Origin of the sequence: Sporosarcina sp. P16b, from assembly GCF_002743065.1 — a bacterium.
Classification (GTDB): Bacteria; Bacillota; Bacilli; order Bacillales_A; family Planococcaceae; genus Sporosarcina.
In genome coordinates this window covers 30206-42414 of the sequence record NZ_PDYO01000015.1, presented here as the reverse complement: position 1 = coordinate 42414, position 12209 = coordinate 30206, and the positions used below count along the sequence as shown (strand labels likewise).

The window sequence follows — 12209 nt, the reverse complement described above, 5'->3', positions numbered from 1 at the left end:
GGAATTAATGTAGACGAAAACATTATAGTACTATATACTTGTTCTTAAGACAGGTACTTTATGCATAACCATCTATGTAAACGCTTACTATCTTTAAAAATGAATGAATGCAGGTCGATAACTAAAGCTATATTTATTGGTCTGTTTTTAGTGCGTAAACGTATACGTCTGAAAGGAGGTGAGAAATGATTGCGTCACGTAGTGGATAGAGAAAATCCTCGAGTGTTTCATGTCATGGGAGACAGACTCGAGGATTTACTAGCTGGTTATACCAACATATCGTTAGTATACCCCTTTATTCCACTAACCGAAAGGAGTTTCTATTAAAAGGGGGATAATGGGGTATGGATGAAGAAACAAAGTCAGTGATTTCACCAGGGACGAGTATGGTATATCCGTATTATGACGATGAGGGAAAGTTATGTGCGGTGTTACTAAAAAGCGGTGATTTTGTACGGGTGGATCAAAGTCCAACTGAGGTAGTGGACTTGAGTATGCAGTTTTACGGGACGAGTTTGCGTGGCGGAATCGATGGTGGTAAGGCGTTGATGGGCAGAATACATATGACACCTGTGATGGTCAATGAGCGATTGGATATGTATTGGTTTCCAAGTAATTCGCCTTCAAGTACTGAATGCGTGTGGTTTTCATTGTCACACATATTGACGTTCTTACCGTTCGATAAAGAACATACAAAAGTGATATTCCGTGATGGCAATGTGTTCACTGTGAACTGTAGTTTTTCAGTGTTCCAGAAAAGATACCAGCGGACATGCATGTTAAAGAATGGATTGACGGCCAGGTTCACGCAAATGGCGCTCGGTGAGAAGAAGGGGTACAAAACGTATTTGATCCGAAAGAATCACAAGCGCGGGAATTATGAGATCACGGACGAGTAAATAAAGTTATACATAGCGTTCCTCATGGGAGGGGCGCTTTTTTTGTCGAATGGTTTTGTGAAATGTTCACTGTTTTGGTAGGCGGGGTGGTATAATCAGTGTAATAATGAATCGTTTGGTTAGGGACTCTATTCATGAGCGGTCAGGAGGGAAGAGTATGTTGTTTGATTTCTTTAAGCCGAAGTGTGAATATTGCAAGAAACGAACGTCTGTCTATCAGGGATATTATTTGCCGAATGATAAGAAGATAAAAGTTTGTTCGTCTTGTGCGCGTTTTGCGCAACGCCGTGGGTTTCGGAAGTGGAAGGGCTGACGTAGGGTGAGGTGCCGCCTTTCACTTAAGTTGAACTGGAATCGTCAATTAACATAAAAAGTGACAAAAGCACGATCAATAGAGCAAACAAAAGCAAGAGCTACCCGCATAGGGTGCTCTTGCTTTTGTTTATACGTCAATATTTCTTTTAGTAGTTAGTTGGTCTTTTAATTTCTTTAGTAGTTTTTCCCGACGTTTTTTGATTCCGGAAACTGAAATGCTGAAGTGAATGGCGCATTCAGCTTGGGTTTTGTTTTCTACGTAAAGATGGATGAGAAGTTCGCGCTCGCTTGTCGGGAGTGCGGTAATGATTTCATGTAGTTCGTTGTCAGGATCTTCGGTGAAGTGGTGTTGTGTTAAGTGTTCTAAAGTTTCGGTTTCGACTGATGTGTTGACTTCGCTGAATCGGCTTTCCTTTTTTAGGTCGTCGAGCATGGCGCCATAGATGGAACGATAGGCGAAGGGCGTGAAATTTCCTTTCGTTTCATCAAAGCGTGTCCACGCATGAAACAGTGCGATGCGTCCGGTTTGACGGAAGTTGTCGAAATCCCGGTAAATGTTTAGTTTTCTGATGACGGCTGAAATCATAGGTTCGTATTGTTCCATTAGTTGTTCAAAGTTTTCATTCGGACTATTTTCCATAAAAGCGACCTCTTCAGGCCGTGCACGACACATTGGATTCCCTGGGTATTTATATAATAGGAAGTTTTGAAGGGGATATCGAATCGTCATGTTGTAGTTATGTCTGGGGTGAAGCGTATGCTTTGGTTAGGGGAAAGCAAATGCTTTTATTGAATGAAGTTGAATAGATTTGGTTATTTTTGGATAATAGTGGAAGGATTGGATTTGGGGGTTGATAGAGCGTTTGGACGTTGTGTATGAGCGGATCCGGTGTTGGATAGAGCGTTTGCGCGTTGGGTATGATCGGATACCCCGTTTGATAGAACGTTCGCGCATTGTGTATGATCGGATACCATGGTTGATAGAGCGTTCGCGCTTTGTGTATGATTGGACGCGGTGTTTGATAGAGCGCTCGCGCGTTGTGTATGATCGGATACCACGTTTAATAGAGCGCCCGCGCATTGTGTATGATCGGATACCCCGTTTGATAGAGCGCCCGCGCATTGTGTATGATCGGATACCATGTTTGATAGAGCGCCCGCGCATTGTGTATGATCGGATACCATGTTTGATAGAGAGCCCGCGCATTGCGTATGATCGAATGCCATGTTTGATAAAGCGAACGCGCTGAGTATGATTGGACGCGGTGTTTGATAGAGCGCTCACGCTTAGGGTATGATCGGATACCACGTTTAATAGAGCGCCCGCGCATTGGGTATGATCGGATACCCCGTTTGATAGAGCGCTCACGCGTTGTGTATGATCGGATACCACGTTTAATAGAGCGCTCGCGCGTAGAGTATGAGCGCGTACCACGTTTGATAGAGCGCCCGCGCATTGTGTATGATCGGATACCCCGTTTAATAGAGCGCCCGCGCATTGTGTATGATCGGATACCCCGTTTGATAGAGCGCCCGCGCATTGTGTATGATCGGATACCACGTTTAATAGAGCGCCCACGCGTAGAGTATGAGCGCGTACCCCGTTTGATAGAGCGCTCGCGCGTTGTGTATGATCAGATACCACGTTTAACAGAGCACTCACACGAAAAAAAGAAGATCCCACATACCAGGGATCTTCTCTAAAATCATTTACATTTTAAATTGTGCAATGACTTCTGTTAGCTGCTCGCTGAGTTCAGTCAATGTTTCGGCAGCTTCTGTCACCGACTGGATGGCGCGAAGTTGTTCTTCTGAGGACGCGCTGACTTCTTCGCAGGCCGCTGCGGTTTCTTGTGATGTGGCGGACATGGTTTCCACGGTTAAAGACACGTCGTCTTTGTGCGTAGCGATCAAGCGAATTTCATTGGATACAATATGGATAGATTCTTGCATCGTATCCATGAGTGAAGACAGTTCTTCAAACGTATTTTCCGTATCTTCGACGACTACGCCTTGGTCGCGGAATGTGTGGATGGTTTGTTGCATTTGTTCAGATACGATATGTGATTCTTTTTGTAATTCTTCTATTGTTACTTTGACATCGTCTGTGGCACGTGCGGATTGTTCAGCCAGTGTGCGGACTTCTTCTGCTACGACTGCGAATCCTTTTCCGTGCTCGCCGGCCCTAGCTGCTTCAATGCTTGCGTTTAATGCCAAGAGGTTGGTTTGTTTTGAAATGTTCATAATCGTTTCCATGACACTACCGATTGCTTGTACTTTACTTGCGAGTGAATTCATGTCGTAGGACATCCCTTCTAGCGTTTCACTCGTAGTCGTAAAGGAAGTCTTCAGTGCATGCATTTGTTGTTGGCCATTGGTGTTTTGAATCCCAGTTTGTGTTGCGATATCCAGCATCACTTGCGATTTTTCTTGAATTTCATTGATTTCCTGGCTGAGAAGGTCGATGCGTTCTGTCACAATTTCTGCGTCTTCTGCAGATTTTGCGGCACCTTGTGCAATTTCTCCGACCGCCATGGCGACTTCATTGCTTGCGGCACTGGTTTCTTCCGAGACAGCACTTAGGCTTTCGGAATTCGAACGGACATGGTCTGCTGATGTATGGACGACTGTGATGATAGTGTTCATATTTTGCACCATATGATTGAAGTCACGACTCAGTTCACCAATTTCATCTACACTTTGGTTATCTGAACGTACTGTCAGATCCCCGCCAGACACTTTAGCCATCAATTCTTTGACCGTATCGAGCGGCTTCAACATACGGCTGATGGCGATAAATAGACCAACGAATGTCAGAAGCAACGTAAGGAGTGCAATAAGAAGCATGGAGTTGCGTAATGAATGCGCCATCGCGCTCAGATTGCGTTCTTCAAAAACTGCTCCAACTTTCCAGTTAAAGTCGGGAATTGTCGTATAGATATTGCGCTTGTCGATGCCGTGATCATCGGTGTATTGGATGACACCATGGTCTGCATCATACATTTTTTTGTAGTGCGCTTCGTTTGTTACATCGGTTCCTGATTTGGAAGGGTGCACGATAGCCAGTCCTTGATCATCGAGCAACACAGGATACCCGGTATAGCCGATATCGCGACTCGCTATTTCGTCTGTTAGAGCGGCTAGTTCCAGATCCAGTCCGAGAGCACCGACAAACGTGCCGTCTAGCATAATGGCTTTCGAAGCAGTGATGACAAACTGATTGGTCGTATCATCAAAATACGGTTCCGTCCATTGCACTTGGTCTGGATGTTGTTGCGCTAATTTATACCAGTTTCTAGTCGTTGGATCATAATCCGTTAAATCACCATTCGGTTTGATGACAGTAAATTTAGATGTCAATGAATAATAGACGGCATCCGTACTTGGATACATGGACAAGAAATTGTCCAAATGTTCCTCTAATTCCTTAACGGATACGTCCTTGCCATTTTCACCGATAAATTTAGTTACTGTATCGGTCGTTGCGAGCAATGCCAATCCTTTTTCATACTTGTCCATAAAATGATAAATACCAAAACTCATTTCATTGACGATGGCATTACTGGAATCAATGGCATTGGCAATAGATTGTTTCTTCGCTTGTTCATTCGTCATCCATGTCATGAATGAAATGCCGAGAATGAATAAAATGATAGCGGTTAAGATGATTTTTGTTTTAATTGACCGTAACATGTGGTGTTCAGCTCCTTCTAAGATGTGTAATGCGTTAGTGTGACTAACTTGATATCGGCTATATTTCCTATATGTTCATCGTTGTGTTAAGAAAACGAAGAAACCTGTCGAAAAATCGACAGGTTTCTTTTTAACATATTATAGGCAAGCGGCGCCTACAATAATGAGTAAGATAAATAGAACAACAATCAATGCGAATCCGTTACCGCATGAGCGGTAAGATTCACCAGAGCCACCAGTATCACAACCGGATCCTCCGTAACCGCCACCACCGTAGCCATATCCACCGAATCCAAACATGTCTCCACCTCCAATTTTTTAGTAATTAGCAACCGTAACCCATAAATCCTGCGCCGACAATGATCAATAAGATAAACAGAACAACGATCATTGCAAAGCCGAAGCCTCCATCGTATCCGGATCCTTTAACTGATTCTCCCATATTGATTTCACCTCCAAATGTGGAACTACCCTTATTCTATGCAAAGATTCTCAGAGTGCCTTGGCTTTTATAAAAAAATCCGCCAATCCTTAGAGAAGGAAAGGCGGATCTTGTTAGATTTTGAATCGTTCCACGGCATTACTAAGGTCTTCACTCAACTGAGTCAGTGCTTCAGCCGCTTCGGCAACAGAACCAATTGCGTGGAGTTGTTCATCTGAAGAGGCACTCACTTCTTCACAAGCAGCTGCAGATTCTTCTGTTGTGGATAGTAAAATTTGAATTTGCGCAGAGACATCGTTTTTATGCACGTCCATTTCTTGAAGAGCCATAGTGAATTGATTAATCCGGGATTGCATATCGCCGATGAAACTAGAAATACTTTCGAAAATACCTTCCGTATCTTGTACGACTGTACTTTGTCGTTCAAATGTATTCCGCGTATTGTCCATTTGCTCAATGACATGTTGTGTGCCATTTTGCAGTTCATGAATCGTAGAACGTACTTGTTCCGCAGATTTTGCAGATTGCTCTGCCAATTGACGGACTTCGTTTGCTACGACTGCAAAGCCTTTACCGTGTTCACCGGCTCTCGCTGCCTCAATACTAGCGTTTAACGCAAGTAAATTGGTCTGGGAAGAGATCGATGTGATGGCGTCAATGACGGAACTGATCGCTTTCACTTTATCTTCTAATGAGCCGATCATCGTGCCCATTTGTTGCAAGTCTTCATTCCAATTATTGAAGGAAGAGCTTAAAATACTCATCTGTGCGCGCCCATCCGCGTTGAATGTTACGGCTTCTGTTGCCAAACTCGCCATTTCGCTGGCTGTATCATTGGCTTCTTGAATTTGCTGATTCAATAACTCCGCACGAGTCGTCACGGTTTCTGCATTGTCCGCAGACTCCACAACGCCTCGCGTGATTTCTGCCAAAGCACTTGCGATTTCTTCACTTGTCGCATTGGTTTCTTCGGACACTGCACTCAAGTTTTGTGAACTCGCCAGTACATGTGATGCGGAATGCGTAACGGTCGTAATCAAACTGTTCATGTGGTCAAGCATCTTATCAAAACCTGTAGCCAGTTCCCCAATTTCATCCGTGGATTGGATGTTGGCTCTGACCGTTAAATCACCGTCCGCTACTTGCTGCACGGTCTCTTGTAAACGGAAAATAGGCTTCAATATTCGGCTGATGAAAATGAATAGAATGATCGCCAGTATCGCCAGTGTCACGATAGCCGCAATGATCATGACGTTTCGTAAACCGGCTGCGAGAGATTGCATGTTTTTCTGATCGTAAATGACCCCGAGTTTCCAGTCAAAGTTTGGAATCGTCGTGAACATGTCCACCTTTTTGACATCATCTTGCTCGAATGTATGGTGGCCAGCTGTCTTTTTGTACATTTCGGCTACATATTCACGATCCATGAGATTCTCCCCGACGAGTGAAGGATGGGCGATAGCTGTCCCTTCCGAATCGAGAATGAATGCATAACCGCCATGGGGGATAGCTGTCGCCGAGATATCTTCTGACATGGTGGATAATTGAATATCAATGCCTACAACACCAACTAGTTGATTGCCGTTCATCACGGCTTTTGAAGCACTAATAATGAAGTTACCGGTCGCTGCGTCAATATACGGTTTGGTCCAGTGTACGCGATCCGTTTCTGCCACTGCCTTTTGATACCATTCACGTGTAGACGGATCGAAGTCTGTCAAATCCACGTAAGGACGAATCATCGTTTCTTTTGTCGCAAAGCTAAGATACGTACTAGATACGTCAGGGTACGTCTCCAATGTGTGAGTAAGTGCTTTCGCAACTTCTGCCTCACCGCTTGTGGCGGTCGCATTCGTATAGTCTGATGAATTGGTCAGCAAGTCTAACCCTTTACTGTATTGCCGCAAATCCGCTTCAATCGATGCACTCATTTCATTTAGCAACGTACTGCTCGATTCTGTTAGATTTTTCTCTGTCCGTTCTTTGACTAACCAGCTACTAATTCCTGTCATTGTCAGGATCCCGCCAGCAACTAGCACGAGGACAAGAAAGATCATTTTCGTTTTGATGGAATGAAACATGGATGTATGCTCCTTTACTCTTATAGATTATTCTTATCATACAGTACTTTCGACTAATCTAATAGTCTGTTTTTCATAACGGGGGTAAATATTTATTTGCATAAGAATAGAAGTGGCAAGAATTTCCATACATCATCCGCAACGTAAAAATACAATGGCTATGAATCTATAGAAGAAAAACAGGGGATACGCTCAACATCGCGTATTTCAATCCGATACTATACGTAACGATTGTTCATTACAGACGGGGGGGAACCAGCATGGTCAACCGAATTGGCGAAGGCCCCGCAACCCAACCAGTGCAAACATCATATGCGAGTGGGACTGTTGAAAACAGAAGTGAAGTTCCAAGTATTCAGCCCATTGGTCAACCAACTCAACGGATGACACCAGAACTACAAGTGGAGTTGTCAAAGAGTGAGGCGAAAGAATTAACGGATGGTATGAATAAATTCCTCGAAAGTGCGAATGTCCAGTTACGATTTAAATTTCACGAACAGCTGAATGAATATTACGTAACGATCGTGGACCCTGAAACAGAAGAGGTAGTGCGTGAAATACCGCCAAAAAAATTGCTCGACATACATGCAGCCATGAGAGACTTCATTGGATTACTAATCGATCATAAAATATAACTAAAAAGGTGTGAGGCACGATGAGAATCGGCGGATTGGCATCCGGAATCGATACAGAATCCATTATCAGAGACATGATGAAAGCGCATCGGATTCCTCTTGATAAAATTACACAAAAGAAACAATACACACAATGGCAACTAGACGATTATCGTTCCACCAACCGTGACTTGAGAAAATCGAGTGATAAGTTGTTTGACACGGTTATGAAGCAGAGTACGTATATGAAGAAAAGCGTCAACGTATCCAATAATCAAGCGGTTAGTATTACGGCAAAAGGCTCTACTTCGGACTTTTCGGGGACAATTGAAGTAGAACGATTGGCTACGCAGGCTACGTTACAGAGTGGTGTGCTGATGCATGGCACTGAAATGATTTCAGATGCACAGGCAAAGACCTTAGAATTTAAAGATTTCAAGAATGCAGATAATAGCCCTCTGATTTCAGACAAAGCTACATTAAAAATTACAGCACCAGGCAAAGAAGCAGTCGATATTGAAGTACTTAATACAGATACCATTGAGTCTCTCTTAGCTAAGATTAATGAGAAATCAGGAGTAAGCGCATTTTTTGACTCTGGAACTGGAAAAATTGCGATGAGTGCTAAGGAGAGCGGTAGAGGACTGATTGAAATATCAGGTGCACCAAACCTAATAGAGCATCTGAAGCTAAATGCTCCGACACCGCCAGATCCAGATGACCCAAGTGCTACAGCTCCTACGATTGATTCTAGTGGACCTAAAGCATCGTATGGTTTAAATGCAAAGTTTACCTTTAATGGTCTAGAAACAACACGAGCATCTAATACTTTCACTATAAATGGCTTTGAAATATCGCTAAAGCAAAAAACAGATTCCCCAGTGACATTCAGTTCATCTACAGACACGGATCAAATCTTAAAATCAGTAGTAGAATTCGTCAATGACTATAACGAAATGATCGAAAAACTGAACAGCAAAATTAAAGAAAAACAATTCAAGTCTTTCCACCCGCTTTCCGATGAACAAAAAGCCGATATGAAAGAAAAGGAAATTGAACTTTGGGAAGAAAAAGCCAAGAGCGGTACTTTAAAAGGTGATCCAGCACTTACTTCGATGTTAAATAATTTACGTTCTATTATGAGTAGCACTGTTGCCACTACTGATAAAGATGGAAAAAAAATCAATATTAGCCTGAAAGATTTAGGCATTGGAACAACGAGTAATTATTTAGACAACGGTAAATTGACAATCAATGAAGATACGCTTCGTGCGAAAATTTCGGAAAATCCAAACGCAATCTATGATTTAATCGGTAAAAGCAATACGGATCCTAAAAAGGGAGGAATTGCACAACAATACCGAACTGAATTACAAGACGCTCAAAAAAAGATTACCGTTAAAGCGGGTAGTTCAACAGCGGTAAACGACACGTTTGCCCTTGGTCGCTCCCTCAAAAGCATGGACAAACAAATCGAGCGCTTTGAAAGTAAGTTAAAAATGATGGAAAGTCGTTACTGGAAACAGTTTAACGCAATGGAGCAAGCTATCCAACGTGCGAATTCACAGTCTGCTCAGTTGATGAGTTCACTTGGCGGCGGCATGTAACGCAACTTAGCTAGAAAAAGGAGAATGACATACATGGCTACTAACAACCCTTATGCAGCATATCAAACGAATACGGTGACGACTTCAACGCCCGGTGAGCTAACTTTAATGCTTTATAACGGATGCCTTAAATTTATTCAGCAAGGGAAGATGGAGCTGGCTAAAGGTAATTTGGAGCAAAAAAATATTGCAATTCAAAAAGCACAAGCGATTGTGACGGAATTGATGCTGACATTGGATACATCCTATGACGTATCCAAAAACATGCTGGTCCTGTACGAATTCGTGAACAGCCGCTTGATTGATGGCAATATCCAAAATGATCCGGCGATGTTTGAAGAAGCAGCAGGAATCATTACGGAATTCCGCGATACGTGGAAACAAGTAATCCAGATTAATCGTACGAAACAATACTCCAACGTGAGCGAGATATGATCCGACCTGCCATGACGATGTGGCGTGACCGTTCTCTTCGATTGATTGCGCTTGTACAGGTAATAGATGAAGAAAAGCGTGATGAAGTCATCGAGCAAATCAACAAGATACTGAATGAACGTGATCTGTTGCAATCACAAATAGCCCAGCCTTTCACAGCAGAAGAAGATGAATTTGGTGAGGAATTAATTCGTTTGGAGAAAGATGTACAAACGAGTCTGGAACGCTTCACACATGCGATTCGCACAGACATTTCACAATCCCAAGCAAAAAAAGAAAACATGAATAGCTATGTAAATCCATATGGTAAGATGTCCCCAGACGGTGCCTATTTCGATTCGAAGCACTGATAACCGGAAGAGAGGAATCTCTTTCGGTTTTTTTACATATACGTATTCAAAAGAAAGGACTAATCCTATGCGTTATAATCGCCATGACTACTTTCGGTACACATTCAATCCATACATACCGGCCACATTCCGCATTCAACTAAATAATGAAGAGAGAAGCATGTCTAATGAAGGAAATTGTGAAATTTTAGATATTAGCACAGGCGGAGTGAAGTTCGTGACGCATCTGGATCTGCCTGTTCGTTTAGAAATTTTTGCACTGCAATTAGAGTTTACAATCCATCAGCATCCTTTTGAAATTTTAGGTAATGTGGCTTGGAAGAAGGAAACAGAATATGGCTTTGAGTATGGATTCGAGTTTGATGAAGAGCAAAAAATGGATGCGCTGATCACCGAAGAATTAAAACATCATGCCCGTAAAGTGAAGGAAACAGAATAAATTAACATGAATCAGAAGTTTCTTTACAATTCTGCATATTTCTTAAGTTTTATAAAGGATATTAAGGGTACTATGAAGAAGTAAGGTAATGAGGGTTTAAACAAAGGAGGAGTTCATATGTTAGACTTCAATATTCGCGGTGAAAACGTCGAGGTAACTCCGGCGATCAGAGAGTACGTTGAAAAGAAAGTTGAGAAACTGGAGCGTTACTTTACAGAAGGTGTAAACGCTACAGCTAATGTTAACTTGAAAGTGTATAGTGATAAACAAACAAAAGTGGAAATTACAATTCCAATGAAGAATTTGACACTTCGCGCAGAGGAGCGTCACAATGATATGTACGCAGCTGTGGATTTAATCGTCGACAAGCTAGAGCGTCAAATTCGTAAATATAAAACACGTGTTAATCGTAAGTCACGTGAGCGTGAAGGTGTAGCAGCTTTCTTCCAGTCGGTTGATGGCAATAATACTCAAGAGATCGAAGACGACGTGGAGTTCGACGTAGTACGTACGAAGCAGTTCGATTTGAAGCCGATGGATCAAGAAGAAGCGATCCTTCAGATGAACATGTTAGGTCACAGTTTCTTCATCTTTACGGATGCAGATTCCGACGGCACGCATATTGTCTACAAGCGTAAAGACGGCAAGTATGGCTTAATCGAAACAAACTAATACGCAACGAGACAAGTCCAGCTTATGCTGGGCTTGTTTTTTATTCTAAATAAAAGAATATATACTTTAAGCTAGGCAGGTTAATTGGTGAGTGTGAGGGGATGGAAGCTCCAGTTGGGGGACGCTTTCCCATGGGCTCTCGGTGAGCCAACCAGTTCGCTGCGCTCTCTTTTGGTTGTCTCTCCTTTCGAGCTGATCCATCGGGAGTCGCCCCCAACTTCCGCTTCCATCCTACGTGGATAGTGGGGGGACTTGAATTACTTACTGGAGGTGGTGTGTGAATTATTGTTGTGTCTGGACTTATTTCAGTTCAAGTACAGAAATTCAACACCCATTACAACACTAATTTTAATGCACAACAAAAAGTAACATCCGCTCACCTTGCAAGGGATTGGCGCGTAGGAGGGGCGACTCTGGGAGGATCAGCCCGATCAGGTGAGACAACTAAAGGAGCTTAGCGACTAGTTGGCTCACCGCGGGCCCTCCAAACGCGTCCCCTCCGAAGCGCCAATCCCTACCCCCACACCCCGTCAACCCTAACCCATACAAACTTAGGAAAAAAGATACAGCGCACCATTTGCACCTAGCTTTTTACAATGTTAAAATGGAGTGTGGCTTAAATATACTTAGACAACGAACTTACAACTGGCAGGTGCGTCCTG

At 43.0% G+C, this 12209-nt stretch carries 12 protein-coding genes; 7 read left to right on the top strand and 5 right to left on the bottom strand.

Translation table 11 applies throughout. From position 1 onward, the window contains the following. Window positions 1-344: 344 nt before the first annotated feature. Window positions 345-899 carry a competence protein ComK gene (locus tag CSV77_RS13690; protein ID WP_099673822.1) on the top strand — a complete coding sequence of 185 codons (555 nt, stop codon included), beginning with the start codon at window positions 345-347 and terminating at the stop codon, window positions 897-899. A gap of 442 nt (window positions 900-1341) precedes the next feature. Here CSV77_RS13690 and CSV77_RS13685 read toward each other — a convergent pair whose 3' ends face one another. The 5 genes from CSV77_RS13685 to CSV77_RS13665 form a co-directional block, all read right to left on the bottom strand. Then, window positions 1342-1854, bottom strand: a complete 513-nt coding sequence (locus CSV77_RS13685; protein WP_099673821.1) for a sigma-70 family RNA polymerase sigma factor — start codon at window positions 1852-1854, stop codon at window positions 1342-1344. A 1070-nt stretch (window positions 1855-2924) separates the two neighbouring features. After that, on the bottom strand, window positions 2925-4907 hold the full coding sequence (locus tag CSV77_RS13680; RefSeq protein ID WP_099673820.1) for a methyl-accepting chemotaxis protein: 1983 nt from the start codon (window positions 4905-4907) through the stop codon (window positions 2925-2927). 138 nt (window positions 4908-5045) lie between these two features. Beyond that, window positions 5046-5207 carry a YjcZ family sporulation protein gene (locus CSV77_RS13675; RefSeq protein WP_099673819.1) on the bottom strand — a complete coding sequence of 54 codons (162 nt, stop codon included), beginning with the start codon at window positions 5205-5207 and terminating at the stop codon, window positions 5046-5048. Between the two features lie 25 nt (window positions 5208-5232). Further along, the gene (locus CSV77_RS13670) at window positions 5233-5349 is read right to left on the bottom strand and encodes a YjcZ family sporulation protein (RefSeq protein ID WP_099631072.1); all 117 of its coding nucleotides are present in this window, start codon (window positions 5347-5349) and stop codon (window positions 5233-5235) included. Between the two features lie 113 nt (window positions 5350-5462). After that, a complete protein-coding gene (locus CSV77_RS13665; protein ID WP_099673818.1) occupies window positions 5463-7430 on the bottom strand; it encodes a methyl-accepting chemotaxis protein in 1968 nt (655 codons plus the stop codon). Between the two features lie 260 nt (window positions 7431-7690). Between CSV77_RS13665 and flaG the strand changes: the two genes are divergently transcribed. The 6 genes from flaG to hpf all read left to right on the top strand — a co-directional run bounded on the left by flaG (window position 7691) and on the right by hpf (window position 11547). Continuing rightward, a complete protein-coding gene (flaG, locus tag CSV77_RS13660; protein WP_099673817.1) occupies window positions 7691-8065 on the top strand; it encodes a flagellar protein FlaG in 375 nt (124 codons plus the stop codon). A 20-nt stretch (window positions 8066-8085) separates the two neighbouring features. Further along, window positions 8086-9651: a flagellar hook-associated protein 2 gene (locus CSV77_RS13655; protein ID WP_099673816.1), complete on the top strand. Its 1566-nt coding sequence runs from the start codon at window positions 8086-8088 to the stop codon at window positions 9649-9651. 33 nt (window positions 9652-9684) lie between these two features. Beyond that, window positions 9685-10086 carry a flagellar export chaperone FliS gene (gene fliS, locus CSV77_RS13650; protein ID WP_099631068.1) on the top strand — a complete coding sequence of 134 codons (402 nt, stop codon included), beginning with the start codon at window positions 9685-9687 and terminating at the stop codon, window positions 10084-10086. Next, window positions 10083-10436 carry a flagellar protein FliT gene (gene fliT, locus CSV77_RS13645; protein WP_099673815.1) on the top strand — a complete coding sequence of 118 codons (354 nt, stop codon included), beginning with the start codon at window positions 10083-10085 and terminating at the stop codon, window positions 10434-10436. The genes fliS and fliT overlap by 4 nt, the downstream gene beginning before the upstream one ends. A gap of 67 nt (window positions 10437-10503) precedes the next feature. Then, window positions 10504-10875: a PilZ domain-containing protein gene (locus CSV77_RS13640; RefSeq protein WP_158232079.1), complete on the top strand. Its 372-nt coding sequence runs from the start codon at window positions 10504-10506 to the stop codon at window positions 10873-10875. A gap of 117 nt (window positions 10876-10992) precedes the next feature. Beyond that, the gene (gene hpf, locus CSV77_RS13635; RefSeq protein ID WP_099637602.1) at window positions 10993-11547 is read left to right on the top strand and encodes a ribosome hibernation-promoting factor, HPF/YfiA family; all 555 of its coding nucleotides are present in this window, start codon (window positions 10993-10995) and stop codon (window positions 11545-11547) included. The last annotated feature ends 662 nt before the right edge of the window (window positions 11548-12209 follow it).